Origin of the sequence: Vibrio fortis (assembly GCF_024347475.1) — a bacterium.
Lineage (GTDB): Bacteria > Pseudomonadota > Gammaproteobacteria > Enterobacterales > Vibrionaceae > Vibrio > Vibrio fortis.
In genome coordinates, this window is sequence record NZ_AP025488.1 from 1128037 (window position 1) to 1152288 (window position 24252).

Sequence of the window (24252 nt, forward strand, 5' to 3'; positions counted from 1 at the left end):
ACGCGCAAAATATATCTTTAATGTTAATTTTGTTTGGAGTTAATCATGGAATTAGGCCTAATCGTTACTTTCATCATCGCTGCAGCCGTTATGGTTAAGAAAGAAATGGCAGAAAAGTAATTTCACTTTCCCCTTTTTATTACAATTTTAAGTGAAATATTGAAAAGCCAGCAGATATGCTGGCTTTTTTGTATTTTAAGCTTGGTAAAGCTTATTAGAATTCGTATTTCGCAGTAACAGACCAGTTGCGCCCAGGTTGCGTGTAATCTTTGTCTTCTTGTGAGAAACCACGAACATCATTCCACTCATAGTACTCTTCATCTGTAACATTGAAGATACCAGCACGAAGCGTCAAATCTTTCATTGGCATGTAGTAAGCTGTTAAGTCAACGACAGTAGACGCTGCATTTTCACGAATCGGAGAAGTTAAACCAGTGCTATCGATATCAGATGACTTTTTCTTAGCTGTATAGTTAACGTCAATCGATGTACCCCATGGTGAATTTGGAGCATCATAATTTAGGCTAACAACGGCATTCCAAGGGTTGATGGTGTTAAGAGGATTACCTTTACCATCTTTACCTTCAGTGTATGCAGCAGCTAAACGGCTACTAATACCTTGTACCGGCATGAAACTGTTCCATGAAAGGGTATTTGAAGCCTCAATACCTTTGATTTCTGCTTCATCTATGTTGATGCTTTGGTAAATTGTTGGGTCTGCTGGGCTGCCAGTGCCACTGATAGGTTGGCTATCGATAAAATTCTTGTAATCACTATAGAAAACAGCGACTTCAGACGACGACAAGTCAGTGTTGTGACGCCAACCTAGTTCGTACGAAATGCTCTCTTCAGCTTCTAAATCTGGATTCGGGATATTAATATAACCGTGAGCAGGGTTACCAAACGAGTAATAAAGCTCTTGGAAATCAGGAGCACGGAAACCTTGACTGATTTGCGCAAAAATCTTGTTTTCGTCATTTAGGGTATATGTTGTCCCTAGACGTCCAGTAACAGCAGAATCTGAGTATTTAGCGTAATCACTTGCTGGATTGCCACTTGGGTTTTGACTTGTGTCACCTGGGTTAGTTTCGAAGCCGTCGAATCGTACACCAGGAGTAACTAACCAGTTACCAATCGTCATCTCGTCTTGTACAAACAAACCAAATTTCTTCTCTGATGCTGCCGGGATATAAAAGATCGTTTGATCAGCACTGATCGAGTTATACTCTTTATTGACGTTTTTGATGTCTTTATCTGAGTACGCTGCACCATAAATGAAGTAGTGCTCTACATTACCTGTAGTGAAGAACTTGTCGAGTTGAACATCAAATTGATAGCCTTCATCAGAATAGATGTAGTCTTTTTTCTGAACGTTACCTGCTGGTGGTAAATAAGGGCTACCACCATTCGACGTACGATGAGTAACACCATTTTCTTCTTTAGCTAGCCAATCTAATTGCCAAGTAATCTCATCAGCAAACGCTAGGTTAGCATTCCAGATGTGTTTGATGCCAACCTGTTGCTGGCTTGTCGAATCTTCACCGTAGTAATTGCTATAGCTCGCGCTTTGTAAATCTGTATCACCGGAGTTTTCAATGAAGTTCCCTGTAAACTCTAAACGATGATTGTCAGTTAATTGGTACTGTAGCTTTACGAGAAGGTTGTTATTTTGGCTCTCTTGTTCGTCAGGTGAACCAAAGTTATCGACTTGCTCTCCGTCACGTCGTGTATAAGCCACAAGCGTTTCTAGATCACCGATCTGATTTGCAAGAGCAACTGATTCACTAAAAGTGTTGTCTGCTGAAGAGTAGTTAAACTTAGCGTGTCCACCAAAATCCCGACCTTTTAAGAAATCACTTGGATCTTTGGTTTCAAATGCGGCAATACCACCGATAGCGTCAGAGCCGTAAAGTGACGATGCAGCACCTTTTACAACCTCTACAGATTTCAGCATGTCAACATCGACATCAACACGTGAAGAATTAATAAAGTTATATTGCTGGGTACCACTCGGAGTAAATTGGTTAGTTTGTGATACACCGTCTACGATAACTTTTACGCGATTACCTTCCATGCCACGGATGTTAATCCCTTGAATCCCTTGACGAGAGTTTGTTGTTACCGTAACCCCAGGGGTGTAACGGAATAAATCTTCAACGCTGTTCATCATCTTAGATTCGATGTCTTTGTCGTTGATTACAGCAACCGACGCAGCAACATCTTCTAATTGTTGGTTCGTACGAGTAGAAGAAACAACAACTTCGTCAAAAAGTGAGTATTCTTCAGCGTGAAGAGCAGGGGAAACAGCTAGTATAATGGAAGCTGACAATAGTGATTTTTTATACATTTTTTTGAAACCTTAAAATCCATAGTAGGTTGCTTGGGCGCATGCCATTCTATTGGATCCAAATGAGAATTACTATTGTTATCATTGCGATTTATTGAGCTTTTTAATGTTTACATATCTATGCTCCTTGACTAAAATTCTTTTCTATCAATAATTTAAGCTCATTTTTGAACTTGAAATTAGTTCAATGAAAGTGCGATTGATGTGATTTTCATCACAAAATACATGAGGAAGTAGCTTGTGCAGAGTCCAATTACCCTAGAAGCTTTACACATTTTGGATGCGATTAGTCGTCGTGGTAGCTTTGCGGCTGCGGCCAATGAACTTGACAGAGCACCCTCGTCGTTGAGCTATCAAATTCAAAAGCTTGAACAAGATCTCGATATCATGATCTTCGACCGTTCCGGGCATCGAGCGAATTTTACAGAGGCAGGGCAGCTCATATTAGAGCAAGGGCGTTTGATTTTGGGCGCAACCGAGAGGCTAGTGAATGAAGCCAGTATCTTAGCTAATGGGTGGGAGCTTGATCTAACAATCGCGTTTGATGGAATTCTTCCTGTTGCTAACTTTTTTTCACTGATAGATGAACTTGGAAAGATCAGCAAGACTCGAGTGAAACTCCAAGAGGAGATTCTGGCAGGGTGTTGGGAGTCGTTAATTGACGATAGAGCCGATTTGTTGGTTTGCCCTAAGATGGAAACTATTCCTAGTGATATGAAAAGTGAAGTCATTGGTAAGCTTGAAATGATGTGGGTCGCTGCCAGCGATCATTATGTACATAAACGTGCTGGAGAGTTCGATCAGAAGGCTCGAGAAAGTTACAGGGTAATTGCTATTGCCGATACGGCACGTGATAAGCCTGCTATTAGTGTTAACATCCTTGAGCGCCAACCAAGGATGACGGTGACTAATTTTGCAGCGAAGGTGGAAGCCATCACGGCAGGGTTAGGAATCGGAACGTTACCGACAGTTGTCGCACAACCTCTGATCGATAGTGGCTTGATTAAGCAAATTGCAGATACAGAAAAACAGAGCGTCGACATTGTTATAGCTTGGCGCCGTAATAAGATGGGCGATGCCAAGTCTTGGTGTATCCAACACCTTAAAAAGACTTGGCCGCTCAAATAAACTGGTTAATCGTCGATTAAGGCTGAAGTGGTAATACCATATCAGCCGTACCATCTTCAAAACTGATATCGAGTTTGAATCCCATCTTCTGTGCAAGCATCAACATGCCTCGGTTGGTCGGCATAGTCATCCCTGATATCTGTTTTGTATTTTTAGACTGACAATAATCGATGATTTTTTTCATTAAGACTTTGCCTAACCCAACGCCTTTTAAGTCTGAGCGTATTAATATGGCGAACTCTGCATCGGTATTTTCTGGGTTTATTAATGCTCTTGATACACCAATGATTGATTGAGCGTCTTGTTCTTCTTTAATCACGACAAAGGCGATCTCTCTGTCGAAATCAATCTGTGTTAGATTCGCGAGCGCTTCGTGGTTAAATTCCCCAACATCGCTAAAGAAACGTTTATAAAGATCTTCTTTCGATACTCTACTGATAAAGTCAGCATGGATAGGCTCATCTTCAGGCAGTATTGGCCGTAAAAGAGCAGTAGAACCATCTTTTAGTACAATGGTTTCTTCAAGTTCTACAGGGTAAGGGCGAATCGCCAACCTTTCCTGCGCATCACCTTTGTAGCGTTCCAGCGTGATATCTGCATCTAGAATGGTAAATTTGTCTCCATTAGCCAATACTGGATGTATATCCAGCTCCTTTATTTCGGGGCAGTCTACAACCATTTGGGATATTCGAACTAAGAGTTCAGACAATCCTTCAATATCGATAGGGTTAGGGAGTTTCTGTAAACGAATCTTTTCGCTCTTGATAGCACGGATAATCAAATAGCGAGCAAGCGTCATGTTGAGTGGCGGAAATGCAGCTGCCGCATCTAACGATTCATCCCATTCAGAACCACCCTGACCCAATAGGATGATAGGGCCGAATGTTTCATCAGTAGTGACTTTAATTCTAAGTTCTTGTCCACCGGCAAGTTTTGCCATTCCTTGGATCAACAAACCATGAATGTTGGCAGTTGGGTAGGAGAGTTGTGTTCGATCTAAAATAGCTTGTGCTGCATTAGCAACTTCATTGCTATTTCTTAGGTTCAACATAACGCCTTGTACATCTGACTTATGTGGAATGTCTGGTGAACGAAGTTTTACGGCGACTGGGTAGCCGATTGTTTCGGCGATATGTACTGCTTCACTCGGGTCAGATGCAATCCAAGTCGGCAGTACATCTAAGTTAAAGTGCTTAAAATATTGGCTATTTTGGTGTGTATCAAGAACTACTGTGTTTTTATCCAGTAGTTGTGTGTCTATCCAATTTTTAGCATCAGCCAGATCATCGATATGAACTTTCTCTGCTGTTGTTGGAGTTTCCATTAGCTGTCTTTGATTTCGTCTGTACTCAACTAAGTGCATGAATGCGACGATTGAACTCTCTGGTGTGCGGTAGGTAGGAATCCCCGCATCGGTAAAGAGTTTTCGTGCAGGTTTGGCTGTAAGTTCACCAGACCAGTTCGTCAATATATTGAAGTGCTTGTGCCTTGGGTGCTTTTTAATCGCTTCAATGATCTTCTCGGCAGTACGAGCCGAATGCGCAATGGCTGATGGACTATGCATAATTAAAATAGCGTCGGCTTCATCTCCATCGAGTAGTGTGTTTATGGTATCGATGTAGCGTTGTTCTCCTGCATCGCCCACAATATCAATTGGGTTACTGTGAGACCAACTTTCAGGCAGTCGCTGATTCAGTTTTTGATAAGTACTTTCTGAAAGTTCGGCTAATTTGCCTCCACGCTCAAATAAGGTATCAACCGCCATGATTGCTGGGCCTCCACCATTCGTAACAATCGCTAGCCGCTCACCTCTAAGCGGCACTGAATGCGTCAATGTTTCCACAGCTGCAAACAATTCGTGCATGTTCTTTACGCGTAACATCCCACTACGCCTAATCGCAGAATCATAAATAATGTCGAGTGTGTCGGCACCGCCAGTGTGAGCGATTGCGGCTGCTCTTCCTCGTTCTGTACGGCCACCTTTTAAAACCAATATTCTTCGGTTTCGTGATGCTGCTCGTGCGGCAGAGATAAATCGACGCGCGTCTTTAATGGTGTCTATATAAAGAAGTATTGCTTCAGTATGAGTGTCCGTACTTAGATAATCGAGTAGTTCACAGAAGTCGATATCACTACCGTTACCGATTGAAATAAAAGCAGAAAAGCCGATCTCTTTGTCATTAGCCCAATCTAAAATTGTGGTACACACAGCTGCAGATTGTGAAACAAAAGCGATTTTTCCTGGTAATGCAGATACAGGAGAAAATGAGGCGTTAAGGTTTATCCAAGGAAGTATGATCCCCAAGCTGTTGGGGCCTAAAACCCGAATATTATGCTCTTTGGCGATACGCAAACATTCAAACTCAATCGTTGTGCCTTCAGAGGTAACTTGGTGCATGTCGGATGAAAGTACAATCACCGAGCGAATTCCTTTGTCTGCAATATCTTTAAAAATTTGTATATTGCGTGACGCGTGGGTACATAGGATAGCGAGATCTGGTGTAATAGGGAGCTGAGAAACATTTTTGTAGGACAGAACCCCCGCGACCGAATCATACTTTGGAGTGACTGGCATGACAGCACCTTTAAAGTCACCATGAAGTAGGTTGTTCATTACGATATAGCCGGCTCTAGACTCTCGCTTTGATGCTCCAATGACGGCGATTGAACGAGGTTTAAGTAACGAGTCGAGTGGGGTCATAATACTTCCTTCAAATAAACACCTCATCATCCTAGCGTACTTTTAATAACCAGGTTGATGGGAATTTCATCGAAATTAGATCATGTATGCGATATGCGATTAAGTTTGTGAAATAGGTCACCCACAAATTGTGTATAATATCAAAGTTAACTTGATTCTATACCGAGCTATCGGCATGATTTATAGTAGTTATTTATTAAGGACGTTGAGCTTTCCATGAAAAAAATTGCAATTGCGACTCTGCCACTTCTGCTGGCTGCATGTGTATCAGAAAACTACATTACGGATGTGACTTCAGAGAGTTATCAAGAAGAGTACAAAACTGCGCAAGTTGAAGCTCCGGTTGTGTCAAAATCAGACCAAATGGGCTCAGGCGTCAGCGAAGAAAATGTAACTGTGAACGTTGTTAAAACTGAACCTGTGAAACAGGAAGTAACTCAAACGACAACAGTAAAACCTGTTGCAACTGTGAAAGGTCCTTCGAAGAAGCAACAAATGAACCAGCGCTTTGGTTACACCGTTCAAGTTGTCGCTGTAGGCAGTCAAAGCAAAGTGGACTCTTTTGTAAATCAGCTTCCAACAACGTCTCAACCTGTTTGGGAAAACTACAAAGTAGTGAACGGTACTAAATGGTTCACGGTACTTTACGGTGATTACGCAACGAAAGCTGAAGCAAAACAAGCGATCTCAACTCTTCCGAAAACATTCCAGAACTTGAAGCCGTTTGTTAAGAGCATCGACGAGATCAAGAACTCAGCATACCCAACTTTGAATAAGCTGAACTAACCATAGAAAGAGGGAGCCTAGGGCTCCTTCTTTTTCTCTTATCGTTGTATTCGAGCAATAGTTGAACGCTTAAGCCTGATATCAACACTTTCATCTTCTAAATACTGAAACTCTCTCTCTATTTGTTTATCATTGAGTGAAATGAACCGAGTTCTCAAGGACCGAAAGAAATAATGAACACCACAAATATTCTTCTTTTATGCGGCGGCGGCTCATCTGAGCATGAAGTATCGTTAGTATCAGCTGGCTATCTTTTCGAACAACTAAATCGAATTGAAGATTTCAATGTCGTACGTGTTGAGATTAAAAGTGAAGGGTGGTGTCTTGATTCTGGTGAACTGGTCTACTTAGACATCAACAATCAAATACTGTTCGGTGAGAAAGATCAAACTAAAATCGATTTCATTGCTCCATGTATCCATGGTTTTCCAGGTGAAACTGGGGATATCCAGTCTTTGTTTGAAATGGCAAAGATTCCGTACTTAGGCTGTGGTTCAGAAGCAAGTAATAACAGCTTCAATAAAATCACATCTAAACTTTGGTACGACGCTCTAGGCATCGCAAACACACCATACCTTTTCCTATCGGACAATAACGAGCAAAGCCATACTGCTGCAAAAGAAGCATTCGAAAAGTGGGGCAAAGTATTTGTCAAAGCGGCAAGACAAGGCTCTTCAGTCGGTTGTTACCAAGTAACCGAAAGTGAGCAGCTAGAGGAAGCCGTCAACAAAGCATTCACTTTCTCTGATCAAGTGTTAGTAGAAAAAGCCGTTGTACCTCGTGAATTAGAAGTCGCTGCATATGAGATGGACGGTGAACTTTACATCAGTAAACCTGGTGAAGTTATCGCGCCAAATGGGGCGTTTTATACGTATGAAGAGAAATATGGTGCAGATAGCCATTCGACAACGGAAGTTGAAGCATCGAATCTGACTCAAGAACAACTCGATCAGATTGATAACGATGCACGTAAAGTGTTTACTCAGATGAAACTACGCCATCTCTCGCGCATTGATTTCTTCCTAACAGAAGATAATGAAATTTACCTAAACGAGGTGAATACCTTCCCGGGAATGACACCTATCTCTATGTTCCCTAAGATGGTAGAACATAATGGCCACTCCTTCAGCTCATTCCTCGAAAACTGTGTTCGTACTAGCCTAAAATAGACTTACGTTTTCCGTGGTAGTGCTCATGACTACCACGGAATAATCTCCTTAAATATAATTTTCCCTTCTTCTGACTTTGCGAAATGGCCAAGATATTGAGCAGGCATGACTGGGCTCATCCATCGACCAAAATCCTGTATTTCTCGTATGTTCATCCCTTGTTTTGCAAGTTCTTGTGTAGCCCCAACGCGAATAGAATTACCTGAAAAACTTAAGCTTCCTGATAATTCAAGTAAATCACTAGCACGCCTAACAATCCTATAAATAGAAGAGTCATCAAGAGGCTCACTGTGCACATGGCCATGACGATCAATAGAACGGAATAAAGGTTGTTCTTCAAAAGAGCCACTCATCTCAATCCAACGTTGAACATATTTAGTCGCAATGTCAGATAGTTGATAAGTTGAATCAGACAAGACAACGCAAGCAGAGCCTTCATTGATTGAAATTTGATTGGACTTTAATCCCTTTAGCTCTGAGCGTTTAAGCGCGCATTCAAACATGACATTGTAGATTGCAATATCACGAGCATCTTTAAATGATGCATTGGGTCTATCGAGTATTTTGTTGAGTTGAGTTAAATGATGGTAAGTCATCGCGTTGGTTTGTTTAGCATCACCCGATTTTGAGATCTGCAATTGAACCAAGGTCAACCGAATCTGTTTGTGTTTAATTGGGTTAGGGAAGCCCAATATTGTATGTAGAAGTGACAACGTTGCAGTGTAACGTTTGAGTGAGGCAAATTTTCTGTCCTGCGCCTCGATCTCCAAAAAACGACGAATAGCGGTGACTGACGCTGGCAACGTATTTATATGATGTTTGAGACAAAACGCTAAGTAACGGTTCCAATCTGAAAATATACCTAGCAGAGAGTTTCTAGAATATTGATTGTCGGTCAACTCATCTATAACATCTAGTGAAACCTCGTTATTTAGCTTATCAACAAAGAAATTAACTTGTGAAGGGTCGGTCAAAACCGGAACTTTTTTTCTCAAATTACCGTACCTGATCAGGTGTTTTTATCATATTATGCTTGATATCATTAATAGTACACTTATGATTAGTGTAGTGAAAACAGAAAGATGATTCATAGATATGGCTAATTCGATTTATCGAGGAGTTCATCTGCAATCAACAGATGCGACGAATACTATTTGGCGTGCAAAATTAAAAAACCACGCAATTCAAGGTAACTTGACCGCTTTGAAGAAGAGCATCGATTGGTGGATTGACACTGCATCTATCATTGATCCAAAAGAGTTCACTTCATTAAACAAACCTCGTGCAGGTTCTGGTGGCCTAGCAGAAAACTTTAATGGCTATCAAATCAAGAACGATACCGGCGAACCTAATGCCTGGTACTGTATGTTTAACGGTCGCCTTATTAAAGGGTCAAAAACCGCAATACAGCGCCACATCGAAGCTTATTTGGTGGCAAAGCAAAAAGCCCAGCAACAACAAAAGAAGTAAATAACTATGAGCTTAGTGTATTCCACAGAAACGGGTCGTATTAAACCTGAGGAAGAAAAAGTCGAGCGTCCTAAAGGCGACGGCATCGTTCGAATTCAACGAGAAACTAAAGGTCGTAAAGGCAAAGGCGTTTCTGTTGTAACGGGTTTAGACCTAGATGACGCGCCACTGAAGTTAATGGCGGCGGAACTTAAAAAAGTTTGCGGTTGTGGCGGCTCTGTAAAAGACGGCAACATCGAAATTCAAGGTGATGCTCGCGATAAAATCAAAGCGCATCTTGAAAAGAAAGGTCTTAAAGTTAAATTAGCCGGTGGTTAATCTTGCTAATATTAAAGTTAAGAATCGAAGATTATTATCATTAGATATTAGCTATTTTATGGTAAATAAGCACTTTGGTTAAATAACATCAATATCACGCAGTAAGACCAAGATTGAAGTAAGGCAGGGTATCTAGGTAGAGCTCTGCCTTATTCATAACACCAATCATTTAACATAATATACATAATGCGCAGTCAAGATGTAAGAGCAATATAGCAATGTCCGGTTTGAGCAACTTTAAAATGTCCTTCTAAGCTTAAAACATTGTTTGGCTTTGAGGACTAAATTGATGTTAATTACTATGAGTGATCACGAGATAAATCGATTCAAAGTTCTAACGGATGTTCAAGAAAAACGCTTACGACAAGTTGACGCTGCGGACATTTTAAATGTCTCAACTCGACATGTCAGACGACTGCTGAGCCAGTTAGCAACTTATGGTGCGCAAAGCTTGGTACATGCAGCCCGCGGTCGCCCAAGCAACCGACGCTATGATGATAACTTTCGAGCTGAAGTATTAAGGATTGTACGTGAACACTATTTCGATTTTTTACCCACGTTTGCGCTAGTAAATCTCTGTGAGCACCATAATCTGATTGCTTCAAAAGAAACTTTTCGCCAATGGATGATCGCTGATGGGATTTGGGTCCCATACTTGAAGCGAAAGCCTAGAATCTACCAGTCTCTCTATTGCCTTAAGCTCGTTCAAATTGATGGCTCACACCATGATTGGTTTGAAGGCCGTAGCGATAAGTGTTGCCTTCTGGTCTTCATCAATCATGCAACTGGCCAGTTGATGAACCTGCGATTCAGTGAGTCCGAATCCCATTTGTAATGAGTGTTTATCGGACTTCTCACAAGCATTCGCTCTGGTGAAACTGACTCAATTAGATAATGCAAACGACTCCGCCAACTATCATTAAGTTACGTTGTAATGAAATGTATCATCCCATGCATTGACCTGTTGTATTTGTTTTTTGCAAAATCGTTCTAGTAAGGCTTATAACGTTTAGTCTAGCTCTGAATAAATGCTTTGAATTTGAGACTTTCATTACGCTGTAACTTATTTTGTATTAGTCATCTTTCGATGAAGTTGTAAGAAGCTCAACCGTTTACTTGAAAGATAATTCGCTACACTGTCACAGAACAATAGAACGACAACTGAGAGTGGCTCTTTCCGAGTCGATAGATACGTTCGATATAACGAATCCTAAAGCTGATTCCCAAACTCAATGTACATACATACTGAGTTTAGAAGGTTCCTGCCATTCACCTAATTAACGCTTCTATACAACAACACGATCTAATTAATCTCCACCTTTTGCCTCTGGCTTAAGGAGTAGGAACTGGAACCTATTTGAAAACAGCTTATTAAAAGCAATGAGTTAAACACAATAATCTTACTAAAATTCAATAACTTGAAATTACTGTCAATATTCATGACACTAGATTTTATGCAAACACCTCTTGTGATTGCCATTACGTAATTTTATTACACGCAATGCCGCGTTGATTTTTAGCTAGCAGAGTATGCTTAACTAAAATGTTGATTAAAGAGGCTTTTATCTAGTCGAGTGCGGATTGACGGCGATATGTGGAGGTTAATGCGTTCGCTAGGTAGAAAGGATTTTTTAGTTATAGTGCGTTAGTGTGATAAAAAAGAAGGGCTGATGCCCTACTCTTTAGTTTCTGATTCTTCACGGATTTGTTGAGCCACGATCTTGATGGCTTCTGCTGTGCTGACACCTTGAGTCATTAATTCTTGAATTCTCTCTACAGCTGCTTGCTGTTCTTCATGTGTCAGTGTTGGCAAATCGTTTAGCATGTTCAGCTCCTTTTACTTAGGAGCTGAACTATATAGAGACTATTAGTAACTAGCAAGGAAATTGATTGAAGCGCCCATCGCGTTTTCGTTAGTGTAGTTTGCACTAATATCGAGTTGGAATAGGTTTAGAGGAGATAGTCCAACACCGGCTGTAATCGTCCCTTCTGAATCAGAGTAAGCAAGGTTCTTATAGTACCCTCCTCTCAGTTTCAGTTGACGTAAGATATCTACTTCAGTACCAACGCGAATCATCTGCTCGTTGTCATCAAAACTCGTGAACTTTTCAGCCTCGTTAATATCGTAGTCAACGCTAAGCGTAAAGTAGTCTGCAACAATACCAGCACCTACAGTATAAACTGGCTCAAGTTTGTACGAGTACTTGCCACCAATATAGTGGCCTGAACCTGCAACAGACTCTCTTGTTGTGTCTTTAGTTTCAATGTCACGAGCTAACAAGTTTGTCGCAGAAAATCCAACTCTAAACGGGCCAAAAAACCACAATGCGCCCGCGTCGATATTAAACTCTGTATTTCCATCATCATTCTCACGCACATCTGATAGATCGTAGTCACTAATCGTCGCTACATAATTATAAGTGTAGATACGTTGGATTTTTGGAGTTACACCAAATGACAGGTGTTGTCCCATAAATGTTTGGTACTTTGCTAAAGATATACCGATTTCCGTAACACCTACCGATACGGCTTCAACAGCTGAGCGTTGAAGGTTGTCGCTATCACTCCCGCTCGTATATACATCAGGAGTAACATAACTTTCTGTGTACGCCTTAGCAAACGCGTTTGCAGCAACAAATTGGTTTGGAATTGCAAATGCGACGACACCGCCTAAATCAAAATTGGCTTGATTTCCATCGAGTTTATTTAGAGCCGTTGTAATATCTGAACCTGACGCATCTAACACAGCATCAATGTTCGATTTCATATCATCTGGGTCATTGTAGCTACCACCAAAACTAGGTGTGATCATACCTAAGTCGTCGTTACGACGATAAATAGCAACTAAAGCGGGGTTATAAAATGGAGCTGTTAAGAAGTTAGCTGATACAACACCAACACCACCCATAGCGTCTCCGCGCGCTTCGATGGCATAGTTTGCTGCTGTAGCAGGAAGGCTAGCTAAGGCTATTGACGTTGCGAGTAGTTTTATCGTTTTGTTCATGCTGATAGTTCTTTGTTAAGTCCTTTACATTGTTATCGGCATGATTGTAATTTACTTTAACTCCTCCTCGCTAGAAATATCATACGTTTTACTTATCGTTTGTGTCTGTTCGATGGTTATATCACCTTGCCAACGCGCGTGAGCCATAGAAACGGCAAGAACATAGCGATCACTTGGAATGTCTTCGCCTTTGAGTTGCATTGGGTAGTCAGACTCGTAGCTCTTACCCCAAACGCGTTCGTATTTCTCGTTCACATAGTCGTAAAGTCCAACTTCCAAACGCGGTAATGGGCAATACGGGTTTAACAGCTCTTTTTTATCGATACGCCAAGAATCTTTCGAAGCCCAACGAACTTGCTGTTTGAGTTTCACTTCACCAAAGATCACCCAAGTGCTCCAAGTCGCACCGTCTTCCACTTTTACGCTTAAACGATACAAACCAGATTGAAGCGGAGAGGATAAGTTGTAACGTTTGTTATAGAGAAAAGCGTCACTATTCTCGACTTTCTTGGTACTCTTGGTCATTTGACTGTCGGAAGATAGCGCTTTATCTACCCACTTATCGAGCGATATATTTTGAATATTCTCACTCGACTCTAAGTCAATAACCAAACGGAACGTATCTCGACCCGGGCTTTGAATCATGTGTCGCTTAATCACGACAGAACTGATCCAATCAGGTAAGGTATTTTTGGTTAGGGTTTTACCACAGTCTTTATTTAACGCCTGATTGAATAGTTCGTTAAGGTGCTGCTCTCGCACCTTAGACGTATTGCTTTGCCACACTTCCACTAACGAATCAAACATCGACGCTAGGTCATCATTTAAGATATGTTTGTGTACCTGTGTTAATGCATTACTACCCGTAAACCACTCACTTGCCGAGCTTGGTAAACTGGTCATTGCCATCAATAACAGTGGAAGTGCTTTTCGTTTCATTATTACGCTTTCATCTTGTAGCCGACGCCACGTAGAGTTTCAATTTCTAAGCCAGGCAGTTTTTGTCGAAGCTGCAGTACATGTGTATCTACCGTTCGAGTTGTTGGGAAGTGATTGTATCCCCAAACGTGGTCAAGCAGTTCATCACGTGTGAATACACGACCTAGATTACTTGCTAAAAACAGCAATAAATCAAACTCAGTACGAGTAAGCGTTACTTCTTGATCTTTAAAAAAGACTTCACGTGTTGCTTTATCAATAACAAGGTCTTGAGCGATGACTTTAGACGTATCTTGGTCTTCTGCATCAGGTAAGCGCAATTGAGCACGAATACGCGCAAACAACTCAGCTTCAGCAAACGGTTTTGTTAGATAATCGTTAGCGCCAGAATCCAAGCCAGCAACCTTGTCTTTTACTGTCACTAACGCCGTTAATAAAATAACTGGAATATCTTTTTTCTTTTTCCAACCAGGCAGCGAATCAACTGAGTCGCCATCTGGAAGTTGACGGTCTAGGATGACTAGGTCTGCCTGTTCCCAGTAACCTTCAACTTCAGAGATGAGTTCTGCATGCAAACATTCATATCCAGCTTGCTCTAGGCTAACTAAAAGACCATCAGCTAAGTTTTTATCATCTTCAACGAGAAGCAATGTCTGTTTCACAAGGTATCTCCAAAATAAATGTTGTTGGGGGCCCGATGAGAGTCATGTGTCCACCCATTTTCCCAACCATAGATTCAACTATCGTTAGGCCTAAACCAAGACCGCTTTTACTTACAAACGGTTTGCGTAACTGCCCCCAGTCTTTGCGGGTCAAGTCTCCATTATCTATCACTTTGAATGTCAGCTTCTTGTCAGAAGTCGTGAGATCGAGTGTAACTGGTGGAACTCCGTACTTAACCGCGTTTCTTATTAAGTTATCAATACAAGTTCCTAACCAATAAACGTTTACTTTTGCAGCGATATCTTGGTTGATAACAAGTTTGATGTCAGGGCCAAACTCTTCTTCAATTTTAAATTCCAACCATTCCTGAACACTTGGTACCCACTCTGTGGCTAATGGTTGGTTGTCGGATTGCAGATAATCTTTACTCGCTTCTGCAAGTTGTCTCAAACGACGAGTGTCCTCACAAAGCCTTCTAAACTCGTCATAAACCGTTTCAGGAAGGTGTTCAAACTCTCTCCTAAAACCTTCTACCGTTAACGATAAACTTGCAATTGGAGTACGGAGTTCGTGCGTTAGAATTTGCAAAACCAACATACGACTCTTCATCTCTTGTTTACGTACATTCCAACGATAGATGGACCAACCAATCACCAAAAGAATGTTCGCGACGACAAGAATGATCATCGCAATTTGCAGTAACTCTGAGTGATCTTCAATTTCCCAACAGATATTACCGCGCTGCACAAAACAGCTTTTGTCATCGTCTGATAGACGGTACGAAAGGCCCGCTAACTGAGCATTCTCCGTCCAAACCGGCTCTTGATACAAATAGTAACGGTCGCCACGTTTTAGCCAGAGTTCATCGAGTTCGACAAACATGCTTGCACCGGCCAGCAACGCGGTAATCGCTTCACTGTTCATGTGTTTTAAGCGAGTTAGAAGTTCATCATGATCTTCATTTGGTCGCTCTTGAATGTGCATGAATCGCTTTAACGACTCGAACTTTTCTGGGTATTGCTCAACGTAACGCGCCGCGTATGAACCGCCACCGGGGTGAATCAATCCACTGCGACTAAACCAACGATCAGATAAGACCGTTCCTTTACACATGGCTCTCGTAAATACCAAAGGCTCTGTAATTAAAGGACTTAGAGGCAGTTTACCGCTACATGTTTTCGATAATTGATACAGTCTTTGAATGTCCTTCAGAGGATACTTTGCCGTTTGAGGAAGCATGGCTGAAGGCATAATTAAGCTGGTTGGATAGTCGGCCTGTAGAACTCGAATATCATAGGACTCTACCGCTGTTTCATGATCAAACAACTTGGTGAAATGGTCGATACGCTCAGGCAACGAATCAGCGAAAGCAGTTGCTGAAGCGAAAAAGCTTAATGTAATAATTGATAGTGTTTGTTTAATCGTCACAAGCCAAGCGTTAATTCATACAGATAAATCAAATATATACCATTCGCTATCAAAGATAAATTTTTAACCGTCCTATTCCGATAACTGATATCAATTCTTCGGTGAAGATTAATATTAATGGAAAAGTCATTACCAAAAAAAGGGACTCAATTGAGTCCCTTTTGTGCAGTACTGGTTCTTATAAGTGCTCTAAAATGCTTAAGCAGCTTTCTTTCGCATCACCAAACAACATTTGTGTGTTGTCTTTGAAGAACAGTGGGTTCTGTACACCCGCATAACCCGTATTCATTGAACGCTTGAATACGATAACATTTTGCGCATTCCAAACCTCAAGTACAGGCATGCCTGCAATTGGACTGTTTGGATCTTCTAATGCTGCAGGGTTAACTGTGTCATTCGCACCAATAACCAAAACAGTATCGGTTTCAGTAAAGTCGTCATTGATTTCATCCATCTCTAGAACGATATCGTACGGTACTTTAGCTTCTGCAAGGAGTACGTTCATGTGACCCGGTAACCTACCCGCTACTGGGTGAATACCAAATCGAACTTCTACACCTTGAGCACGAAGTTTTTCAGTGATTTCATGTACTGGGTATTGCGCTTGCGCTACCGCCATGCCGTATCCAGGAGTGATGATTACAGACTTAGAGCCTTTCAACATCTCTGCGACTTCTTCAGCAGATGCTTCTCTGTGTTCACCCTGCTCTTCAGCATCGCCAGAAACTGTTACTTCTTGACCAAAGCCACCAGCGATAACACTCACAAATGAGCGGTTCATCGCCTTACACATGATGTAAGACAGAATTGCACCTGATGAACCTACTAGTGCACCCGTTACGATCAGTAGGTCGTTTGCTAGCATGAAGCCAGCCGCCGCCGCTGCCCAACCAGAGTATGAGTTAAGCATTGAAACCACTACCGGCATATCTGCACCGCCGATAGACGCAACAAGGTGGTAACCAAATGCAAAAGCGATCAACGTCATAACGATCAGAGCAAACATACTGCCGTCTGCTTTAACGAACATGATCATCAGCAATGTTGAAACCACAATCGCAGCAAGGTTCCACTTATGCTTGTGAGGAATGTTCAACGCTGATGATGAAATAACACCACGCAGTTTACCAAATGCGACAATTGAACCAGTGAAGGTCACAGCACCAATGAACACACCGAGGAAAACTTCCACAAGGTGAATCACATGCTCTGCGTGCGTCGCCGCTTCTGGCGCATCAATGTAGCTATTGTAACCAACCAGTACCGCTGCCATACCTACAAAGCTGTGTAGAATTGCAACCAGTTCTGGCATCTCTGTCATTTCCACTTTCTTCGCGTAGTGGATACCGATACCGCCACCGATCACCATGGCAATAATGATCCACACTAGGCCTTCTGAATAAGGACCAAAGATCGTTGCAAACAGAGCGATTGCCATACCAGTAATACCGTAATAGTTACCAGCACGTGCAGATTCTTGCTTTGAAAGCCCAGCAAGACTCATGATAAAGAATACAGCAGCGACAATGTATGCTGCTTGTACTAATCCTTCAGACATCCGTTATACTCCTTAGTCTTTACGGAACATTTCAAGCATACGTTTGGTAACGGTAAAGCCACCGAATATGTTGATGCTTGCAATTAACACGGCGATAAATGACAAGAAGGTAACAACCCCACTGCCTTGACCGATTTGAAGTAACGCACCAACAACAATGATGCCTGAGATAGCATTAGTCACCGACATAAGTGGTGTATGTAGAGAATGGCTCACGTTCCAAACTACGTAGTAACCAACAATACAAGCCAGTACAAATACCGTGAAGTGCGACAGGAACGCAGCAGGCGCGACAGACGCGATCCATGCAAATGCACCAACCGCTATTGCCATACCCGCAATCTTCTTAGCTGGAGATTTTGGTTCTTCAACTTTAGGTTCAACGGGAGCCGCTTGAGGCTTCGCCTGCTGAGGTTGTGCTGAAACTTGAATCGGTGGTGCAGGCCATGTTACTTCACCCTCTTTCACTACTGTTACGCCACGAAGAACAACGTCATCAAAGTCGATATTGATGTTGCCATCTTTCTCTTTGCAAAGAAGTTTAAGTAGGTTCACAAGGTTCGTTGCGTATAGCTGAGAAGACTGGGTTGGAAGGCGACCTACCATATCGGTATAACCCACAACCTTAACGCCATTTGCCGTTGTGATGACTTGGTCAGCAACCGTATATTCACAGTTACCACCGTTAGCCGCAGCAAGGTCAACAATCACGCTACCCGGCTTCATGCTATCTACCATCTCTTTCGTGATCAGCTTCGGTGCAGGACGACCAGGAATCAGTGCGGTTGTGATTATGATATCAACGTCTTTTGCTTGCGCTGCGTAGAGTTCTTCTGCTTTCTTATTGAATTCATCAGACATCTCTTTGGCATAGCCATCACCTGCGCCTGTATCTTCTTGGAAGTCGACTTCTAAGAATTCAGCGCCCATTGATTCGACTTGTTCTTTTACTTCTGGACGAACGTCAAATGAGCGAACAATCGCACCTAGGCTACCAGCTGCTCCGATTGCAGCTAGACCTGCAACACCCGCACCCGCAACCAATACTTTAGCCGGTGGCACTTTACCAGCAGCTGTGATTTGGCCAGTAAAGAAACGTCCAAACTCATGGGCTGCTTCAACGACAGCACGATAACCGGCAATATTGGCCATTGAACTCAATGCATCCAATGCTTGGGCACGCGAAATACGTGGCACCGAGTCCATTGCCATTACATTAATGTTCTTACTAGACAACTGCTCCATTAATTCAGGGTTTTGAGCTGGCCAGATAAAACTGATCAGGCTTGCCCCTTCTTTAATAAGCGCAATTTCATCGAGATTTTCGTCAACAATAGGAGCGTTGACTTTAAGAATGATATCGGACTCCCAAGCTTGTTCCGCAGAGACTACTTTAGCGCCAGCTTCTTCATAAGCTGAGTCATCAAAACTTGCTAAAGCACCTGCTTGCGTCTCAACACAAACTTCAAATCCTAGTTTTAAAAGCTGTTCTACCGACTTTGGAGAAGCAGCGACTCGCGTTTCACCTGCGAGGGTTTCTTTTGGTACACCAATTTGCATAGCTATTCCTTGACTATTGGCACAATGACTTATTCGTTTGTATCTAACGACAACTAATACTTCAAGCGTTTTATTCAAAGAACAGAAAAAGTTATTACATATAACGGATTGGACGTAAATCCATCGATTTTGAGAGACTAAAAGACAACCAATTCAGGCTAAGAGGTCAAACCACTTAAAATTAATCCCTTAAATAACAACCATCTAGCTGTTCTTTTTCCTTAAAAACTAAAAAGAGCCTTCAGCATATACACTGAAGGCTCTTAAAATTATGACCAACATCAAGTCTAACCCTAATTGGCTAGCTAAAAATGTTATCGCCCATTTGATCGATAAACATTTGAGATTTTTTCAGCATTAGTTCGTCGGCGTCATTTTTGTTTGAAACAACATCAGAACGAATGAAACGATGAGATTTTACTTCTCCATCAATTTCCTTCTCGATACGCCCAGCGACTCTATATTGACCGGACTCGGCCAATGCTTCTTGATAGATATTGAAACCTTTATACTCTACTGGTTCCACAACAGCGGCTTGTTCGGTTTTTTCTTTAGTTCCAAATAGCTTTGAAAAAAATCCCACGTTTTTATACTCCTAATTGAACAACCAAGGACTCTCTTAACGTATCACGACTAGGTGTTCTTCAACAGTGGCTTTTCATACCAATCCAGTTCAACATCATCGTCAAAATTGTGATGTGAGAAGATAACTGGAATATCTTGAGAGCGATTTTTTCGTCGATCATCTAAGATCATCGCTTCTGCATTTTTGACGGCGATCTCACTATTTCTTTTATACAGTACGAGCTTTTCTTCAGGTAACGCGGCTAAAAAATCAATATCGTAACGGATATAGATAGGTTTCAATTGTCCAAGAGCCAAGCACGCAAGATCAGCTAACTGCTCTTGAGAATAACTTGAGACATACTCTTCTGTCGTCAGCACCTGACCGACAAGTGTTTCCATATAGTTATGAACGTCAACACTGATCTGCATATTTTATCTCTCCATGATTCACATTAGTGACTGAGTCAGTTCTACTTAACTTTTAGTTGTTTATACCAATAATATCAACAATAAACATACTCACTTTGTTGCATTATTCACAATCCATCACTATGTTTTTATCTAAAAATAGGTAAAAAGCTTGGCAATTGGAATTTAAGCCGTATCCTACATTACTAGTATTAGTTATAGAATCATCAGTTTAGATAGGCACTCTACATAAATGTCATCTTCGTTTGTCACGTCTAGTTTATTCCGTTTTTGTTTTCCGCTTCTCCTACTCAGCATACTGCTTGTTGGTATGAACAACGTCATCTTAATTACGGAATCAAACCATGGCTTCGCCAACAATCTCCCTTACATTCTTTTGTCTGTAGCGGGGATCTTGTGCTTTACCTTTAAACAAGGTCGTATGGCGATGGTCTCTATCGCGATGCTTATTGCGTATATTGTGATACAAACACGTCTTCAAAGCCCTCTAAACACAGGTACAACACTTTTAGAGCTTTCTCTGTTAGCAGCTTTGCTTCCTGTTTCTTGTTTGTTGGTCTATGCATTTCCCGATACAGCCTTATCAGTAAGAACAACTGGGTTCTACCTGCTCGCCATTGGGCTTTTTATCGCGTGGTCCCAACTGATTATTACTCACTTTTATGCTGGGGGTTTTGAATCATGGAGTGAGGGCATCCTGTTTAGCTTTACTTCTTTATCTAAACTGCCGTTTGTACTGTTAATGTACAGCATTGGGTTATCTGGTTTAACGGCCATCTTAGTATTGATGTACAACCGCCCTATTGACGTTGTTGTATACAGCTCTATTGTTATGGCGAGCTCAACGTTTATTTTCTTTGACGTACAATACATCTCCAGCACACTCTTCTCTTTGTCAGGCGTGTTGATCATCATCTACATGATGTCTGCAAGCCATGCGCTGGCATTTAATGACCAATTAACCAATATCCCTGGCCGTCATGCGCTAGAGAGTGACATGAAGCATCTAGGTCGTAAGTACGCTTTAGCCATGCTCGATATTGATCATTTCAAATCGTTTAATGATACATACGGTCACGATATCGGCGATGAAGTTCTCAAACTGGTTGCCAGTCGAATGAAGTTAGCATCAGGCCGCCCTCGTATTTATCGTTATGGTGGCGAAGAGTTTACGATCATCTACCGACGCAAACAGGCTAAGCAGGTGGTTGGACACCTCAACGAATTAATTAAAGACATTGAAGCCTACGACATCGTAATACGCGACAATCATGCGCGCCCTAACTGCGATGATACGGGAAGTAAAAACCGTGGTCGTGGGCCTGTAGCTTCAAAAATCGTTAATGTGACAGTAAGTATCGGTTTAGCGGACAGTAAGACGACTAAGAAGCCAGAAGAAGTGATGAAACTTGCGGACAACGCCTTGTACAAGGCAAAGAAAGCGGGTCGTAACCGATTATCTATTAGTAAAGATTAGATAATCGGTATCTAACATTGTTTAATCTTGATTGAAAAATACCACTAGGCTACCGCCCTTAAGGGTGCTCCCGTAGTTTATGGTGAACCCTATTCCAACGTTATCGACCCAATCATTGAGTAAATCTGGGTCTAATAACCACCCTAAGCTTGCTTCATAATATGAGTGTGTACCAAGGGGAGCTGAAGTATCTCCTCCTACATCAATTCTTTTTACACTGGAGTACATCGATGTGACATTGTCACGCCACGACACCAGATCATAAAAGACTTTGATTTCATTGGCGAGATACCAACCTTCTGGGTTCCCTACATCGCCGTTATTGGCTTCACCCCAACCATACCCATAAAAGTAATGCCAGCTTGAGCTTAATTTTATTCGCCCCCACTTGTGCAGATCTTGATAAGTCAGTTTGATGTTAGGTTCTACTATGTAAGCCCAAGCATCAGTGTTAACGATAAAACCATCAAGTATGCTGCGATAAGGCTCCAATACGCCGCTACGGTATGTATAGTCGTTATTGTAGTAAGAAATATGGTTACCAATCGCCGTGCTTACGCTCCAGTTTTCATCGAGCTCATTAACGTTTGCAAACTCAAAATAACCGGATATAACATACTCACTCAAGGCATCTGGGGCTTTGCCTGACGCTAAGTCGATGTCTTGATCTATACTCAGCGCAGATAAACGTAGTGTAAGCTCTTGTCGATTATCTTCGATATAAGATGGCAAAGCGATAGTGTAAGGCAAACTAAGCGCAGCAATGTTTTTACGCCGACTAAGGGACTCGGTTGTACCTATATTTTCATTGTCGATTTTAAAGACTTTGTTAGGATCAAAATTATGAAAACCAAAGGTAAATACGTCTGAGTCGCTTAGCAAAACACTAGTAGCGAAGTTTTGCTCAAGCTCCTTTCTCGTAGCGTCATTTAAACTCGTTGCACAAGCCATGGCTGGAACGAACAAAACGAGAGATAAATACCGAAGATCCAAAAATAAAATCCTTAATTAATAATCAATAAAAACAGCAACAACCAATAAAAATGGCGGCCGACTTTATCACTAGACTATCATTGACCTCCACTGTTTTTATTTATCGAAAACATAATTTTCAGAACATATACAGCTTGGTATTAAGGAGTCATAAGGTGTGTTATCGATTCACTTCTGCGATATCACGCATTACGTATGTATTTCGACCGCCTTCTTTAGCCAAGTAAAGCGCATTATCAACCGCCTGATAGCTTCCTTCGATTGATTCATCCCCTGTTGGGACAAACGTCAACACACCCTGTGACACTGTCACCCTATCTGACACGGTTGAATGTTCATGTTTCAGGTTTATCTTCTCAAGTGCTTCTTGAATACGCTGAGCTTGTTGTTCTGCAAAGTTTCTGTCCGTATCGCCCAATATCAGGATGAATTCTTCCCCTCCGTAGCGGCCAACATACTCACCAGCCCGTACAAAGAGCTTTTTCAGGGCTCCTGCCAAGGCTTGCAGGCAGTTGTCTCCTTGGATATGGCCGTAGTTGTCGTTGTATGGTTTAAAGAAGTCGACATCAAGAAGAATAATGGTCATGTACGCTTTTCTACGCCCATGCCACGCAATACTCTCTTCAAGTTTAGTATCCATATAACGGCGATTATAGAGCTTGGTTAGTCCATCTTCGTTGGCTTGTTGTTTCAACAGCAGATTAAGCTCTTCCAGTTTAGCGGTGCTTTGCTTCAACTCTCGTCTCATCGCGGCAATACGCTGCATGGCAATAAGTTTTGAATTCAATACCACTTTGTTTACGGGCTTGATCAGATAGTCATCCCCGCCAGCATCAATCGCCTTAGCGATCATTTCTGGTTCATCGTGACCACTTAAAAAGATAATTGGGATCCAGTCAGGAAACTGGCGACGGATTTCTCTCGCGACTTCAAAGCCGTCCATATCTGGCATACTAATATCGAGCAGTACCAATTCGGGATCACACTGGGAATAGATTTCTAAGGCCTCTTTACCGCTGCCTACCGCTTCAACTTCATGACCTATCTGCTTTAGGCGTATAGCAAGCTGCATTCGATCTAATTGCACGTCATCTACGAGCAATATACGCATTGATGATCCCATTTCTGCCATTACGTCACCTTTATATTGTGTTGAACTATGAAAATAGCCTAAAACTGGCGCTAATTCATGCGGTCGTCTCTATATTATATTGACTTTTTTACAGATCTTTTTAGCATTGTTTCTTTTTGAAGAGAAATACTATGTCAGACGCTACAAACAACGAGCAACAAGAAATCGATTTAACCACTATCTCTCCAGAGCTACGTCAAGTTATCGAATTTGATGAAGTGCCAAAAGAGATGCACAACATGGTTACTTCTATTCACGAAGTGTCTGAAGAAGCAGTACGCGAAGCGTGGGATAGTCTTCCAGCAAGCGCACAGAACGTTCTAGACAACTTCGAACAATTCCACGCTCTAATCTCTGTAAGCCAGTCATTTGCTGGTATTAACGTTATGGAAGAGTTCCCAACTCTTAAACTGCCAGAAGGCATGACTGACGAAGAGAAAGAAGAGTACCGCGCTCAACTTCTTGACCAAGTTCTTCACAACTGTGTGAAAGACATGGTTAAACAGATCAAGAAAGCTCGTCGTGATGCAATCTTGAAGCGTGACTTTAAAGAAGTTTTCACTAAATAGTGAGTTCAAGGTTA

22 protein-coding genes are annotated in these 24252 nt (G+C 41.8%); 8 read left to right on the top strand and 14 right to left on the bottom strand.

Annotated elements, in window-relative coordinates; genetic code table 11:
* Positions 1-214 precede the first annotated feature (214 nt).
* Positions 215-2347, bottom strand: coding sequence for a TonB-dependent hemoglobin/transferrin/lactoferrin family receptor (locus tag OCV50_RS19510; RefSeq protein WP_261904329.1), 2133 nt, complete (start codon positions 2345-2347; stop codon positions 215-217).
* 240 nt (positions 2348-2587) lie between these two features.
* Here OCV50_RS19510 and OCV50_RS19515 point away from each other — a divergent pair, with 240 nt between their 5' ends.
* A complete protein-coding gene (locus tag OCV50_RS19515; protein ID WP_239839993.1) occupies positions 2588-3475 on the top strand; it encodes a LysR family transcriptional regulator in 888 nt (295 codons plus the stop codon).
* Positions 3476-3491: 16 nt separating this feature from the next.
* Here the strand turns inward: OCV50_RS19515 and OCV50_RS19520 are convergent, their stop codons facing one another.
* Positions 3492-6176: a bifunctional acetate--CoA ligase family protein/GNAT family N-acetyltransferase gene (locus OCV50_RS19520; protein WP_261904330.1), complete on the bottom strand. Its 2685-nt coding sequence runs from the start codon at positions 6174-6176 to the stop codon at positions 3492-3494.
* Positions 6177-6392: 216 nt separating this feature from the next.
* Between OCV50_RS19520 and OCV50_RS19525 the strand changes: the two genes are divergently transcribed.
* Together OCV50_RS19525 and OCV50_RS19530 are read left to right on the top strand one after the other, a co-directional pair.
* On the top strand, positions 6393-6962 hold the full coding sequence (locus tag OCV50_RS19525) for an SPOR domain-containing protein (RefSeq protein WP_239839995.1): 570 nt from the start codon (positions 6393-6395) through the stop codon (positions 6960-6962).
* Between the two features lie 173 nt (positions 6963-7135).
* Positions 7136-8131, top strand: coding sequence for a D-alanine--D-alanine ligase (locus OCV50_RS19530; protein WP_261904331.1), 996 nt, complete (start codon positions 7136-7138; stop codon positions 8129-8131).
* Between the two features lie 29 nt (positions 8132-8160).
* Here the strand turns inward: OCV50_RS19530 and OCV50_RS19535 are convergent, their stop codons facing one another.
* The gene (locus tag OCV50_RS19535; RefSeq protein WP_261904332.1) at positions 8161-9126 is read right to left on the bottom strand and encodes a tyrosine-type recombinase/integrase; all 966 of its coding nucleotides are present in this window, start codon (positions 9124-9126) and stop codon (positions 8161-8163) included.
* Between the two features lie 100 nt (positions 9127-9226).
* On the opposite strand from OCV50_RS19535, the gene OCV50_RS19540 reads away from it, so the two are divergent.
* From OCV50_RS19540 to OCV50_RS19550, 3 genes are all read left to right on the top strand, one after another.
* Positions 9227-9601 (top strand): DUF3319 domain-containing protein, encoded by a 375-nt coding sequence (locus OCV50_RS19540; RefSeq protein WP_261904333.1) that lies wholly within the window; start codon positions 9227-9229, stop codon positions 9599-9601.
* Positions 9602-9607: 6 nt separating this feature from the next.
* Positions 9608-9919, top strand: coding sequence for a stress response translation initiation inhibitor YciH (gene yciH, locus OCV50_RS19545; protein ID WP_032552543.1), 312 nt, complete (start codon positions 9608-9610; stop codon positions 9917-9919).
* Positions 9920-10208: 289 nt separating this feature from the next.
* On the top strand, positions 10209-10754 hold the full coding sequence (locus tag OCV50_RS19550; protein ID WP_261904334.1) for a helix-turn-helix domain-containing protein: 546 nt from the start codon (positions 10209-10211) through the stop codon (positions 10752-10754).
* An 840-nt stretch (positions 10755-11594) separates the two neighbouring features.
* Here OCV50_RS19550 and OCV50_RS19555 read toward each other — a convergent pair.
* The 9 genes from OCV50_RS19555 to OCV50_RS19595 all read right to left on the bottom strand — a co-directional run bounded on the left by OCV50_RS19555 (position 11595) and on the right by OCV50_RS19595 (position 20067).
* Complete coding sequence (locus OCV50_RS19555) at positions 11595-11744, bottom strand: YoaH family protein (protein ID WP_239840004.1); 150 nt, start codon at positions 11742-11744, stop codon at positions 11595-11597.
* Between the two features lie 42 nt (positions 11745-11786).
* Entirely contained in the window at positions 11787-12923 is a 1137-nt protein-coding gene (locus OCV50_RS19560; protein WP_261904335.1) for a conjugal transfer protein TraF, read from the bottom strand.
* A gap of 51 nt (positions 12924-12974) precedes the next feature.
* Positions 12975-13862 carry a DUF2861 family protein gene (locus tag OCV50_RS19565; protein ID WP_261904336.1) on the bottom strand — a complete coding sequence of 296 codons (888 nt, stop codon included), beginning with the start codon at positions 13860-13862 and terminating at the stop codon, positions 12975-12977.
* Positions 13863-13864: 2 nt separating this feature from the next.
* A complete protein-coding gene (gene vxrB / locus OCV50_RS19570) occupies positions 13865-14524 on the bottom strand; it encodes a response regulator transcription factor VxrB (protein WP_239840007.1) in 660 nt (219 codons plus the stop codon).
* Positions 14499-15953 (bottom strand): sensor histidine kinase VxrA, encoded by a 1455-nt coding sequence (gene vxrA / locus OCV50_RS19575; RefSeq protein ID WP_390905157.1) that lies wholly within the window; start codon positions 15951-15953, stop codon positions 14499-14501. Before vxrA ends, vxrB begins: the two co-directional genes overlap by 26 nt.
* A gap of 178 nt (positions 15954-16131) precedes the next feature.
* Positions 16132-17511, bottom strand: coding sequence for a Re/Si-specific NAD(P)(+) transhydrogenase subunit beta (pntB, locus tag OCV50_RS19580; RefSeq protein ID WP_261904337.1), 1380 nt, complete (start codon positions 17509-17511; stop codon positions 16132-16134).
* 12 nt (positions 17512-17523) lie between these two features.
* Complete coding sequence (pntA, locus tag OCV50_RS19585) at positions 17524-19071, bottom strand: Re/Si-specific NAD(P)(+) transhydrogenase subunit alpha (protein WP_261904338.1); 1548 nt, start codon at positions 19069-19071, stop codon at positions 17524-17526.
* A 301-nt stretch (positions 19072-19372) separates the two neighbouring features.
* Complete coding sequence (locus OCV50_RS19590) at positions 19373-19654, bottom strand: HlyU family transcriptional regulator (RefSeq protein WP_239840021.1); 282 nt, start codon at positions 19652-19654, stop codon at positions 19373-19375.
* 50 nt (positions 19655-19704) lie between these two features.
* Complete coding sequence (locus OCV50_RS19595) at positions 19705-20067, bottom strand: late competence development ComFB family protein (RefSeq protein WP_032552521.1); 363 nt, start codon at positions 20065-20067, stop codon at positions 19705-19707.
* 232 nt (positions 20068-20299) lie between these two features.
* Here OCV50_RS19595 and OCV50_RS19600 point away from each other — a divergent pair, with 232 nt between their 5' ends.
* Positions 20300-21544, top strand: coding sequence for a GGDEF domain-containing protein (locus tag OCV50_RS19600; RefSeq protein ID WP_261904339.1), 1245 nt, complete (start codon positions 20300-20302; stop codon positions 21542-21544).
* A gap of 21 nt (positions 21545-21565) precedes the next feature.
* Here the strand turns inward: OCV50_RS19600 and OCV50_RS19605 are convergent, their stop codons facing one another.
* Both OCV50_RS19605 and OCV50_RS19610 read right to left on the bottom strand, forming a co-directional pair.
* Positions 21566-22546, bottom strand: coding sequence for a Solitary outer membrane autotransporter beta-barrel domain (locus OCV50_RS19605; protein ID WP_390905176.1), 981 nt, complete (start codon positions 22544-22546; stop codon positions 21566-21568).
* Positions 22547-22697: 151 nt separating this feature from the next.
* On the bottom strand, positions 22698-23669 hold the full coding sequence (locus OCV50_RS19610) for a diguanylate cyclase response regulator (protein ID WP_239840023.1): 972 nt from the start codon (positions 23667-23669) through the stop codon (positions 22698-22700).
* Positions 23670-23800: 131 nt separating this feature from the next.
* Between OCV50_RS19610 and OCV50_RS19615 the strand changes: the two genes are divergently transcribed.
* Complete coding sequence (locus tag OCV50_RS19615) at positions 23801-24238, top strand: DUF3069 domain-containing protein (RefSeq protein WP_150869563.1); 438 nt, start codon at positions 23801-23803, stop codon at positions 24236-24238.
* The last annotated feature ends 14 nt before the right edge of the window (positions 24239-24252 follow it).

What these genes read in the sequence shown, in the direction of transcription:
- OCV50_RS19525 (WP_239839995.1), top strand. Translation starts at nt 6,393, where the DNA reads ATGAAAAAAATTGCAATTGCGACTCTGCCACTTCTGCTGGCTGCATGT.
- pntB (WP_261904337.1), bottom strand. Translation starts at nt 17,511, where the DNA reads ATGTCTGAAGGATTAGTACAAGCAGCATACATTGTCGCTGCTGTATTC.
- OCV50_RS19555 (WP_239840004.1), bottom strand. Translation starts at nt 11,744, where the DNA reads ATGCTAAACGATTTGCCAACACTGACACATGAAGAACAGCAAGCAGCT.
- OCV50_RS19530 (WP_261904331.1), top strand. Translation starts at nt 7,136, where the DNA reads ATGAACACCACAAATATTCTTCTTTTATGCGGCGGCGGCTCATCTGAG.
- OCV50_RS19550 (WP_261904334.1), top strand. Translation starts at nt 10,209, where the DNA reads ATGTTAATTACTATGAGTGATCACGAGATAAATCGATTCAAAGTTCTA.
- OCV50_RS19560 (WP_261904335.1), bottom strand. Translation starts at nt 12,923, where the DNA reads ATGAACAAAACGATAAAACTACTCGCAACGTCAATAGCCTTAGCTAGC.
- OCV50_RS19595 (WP_032552521.1), bottom strand. Translation starts at nt 20,067, where the DNA reads ATGCAGATCAGTGTTGACGTTCATAACTATATGGAAACACTTGTCGGT.
- yciH (WP_032552543.1), top strand. Translation starts at nt 9,608, where the DNA reads ATGAGCTTAGTGTATTCCACAGAAACGGGTCGTATTAAACCTGAGGAA.
- OCV50_RS19615 (WP_150869563.1), top strand. Translation starts at nt 23,801, where the DNA reads ATGTCAGACGCTACAAACAACGAGCAACAAGAAATCGATTTAACCACT.
- OCV50_RS19520 (WP_261904330.1), bottom strand. Translation starts at nt 6,176, where the DNA reads ATGACCCCACTCGACTCGTTACTTAAACCTCGTTCAATCGCCGTCATT.
- OCV50_RS19510 (WP_261904329.1), bottom strand. Translation starts at nt 2,347, where the DNA reads ATGTATAAAAAATCACTATTGTCAGCTTCCATTATACTAGCTGTTTCC.
- OCV50_RS19540 (WP_261904333.1), top strand. Translation starts at nt 9,227, where the DNA reads ATGGCTAATTCGATTTATCGAGGAGTTCATCTGCAATCAACAGATGCG.
- OCV50_RS19565 (WP_261904336.1), bottom strand. Translation starts at nt 13,862, where the DNA reads ATGAAACGAAAAGCACTTCCACTGTTATTGATGGCAATGACCAGTTTA.
- OCV50_RS19600 (WP_261904339.1), top strand. Translation starts at nt 20,300, where the DNA reads ATGTCATCTTCGTTTGTCACGTCTAGTTTATTCCGTTTTTGTTTTCCG.
- OCV50_RS19610 (WP_239840023.1), bottom strand. Translation starts at nt 23,669, where the DNA reads ATGGCAGAAATGGGATCATCAATGCGTATATTGCTCGTAGATGACGTG.
- pntA (WP_261904338.1), bottom strand. Translation starts at nt 19,071, where the DNA reads ATGCAAATTGGTGTACCAAAAGAAACCCTCGCAGGTGAAACGCGAGTC.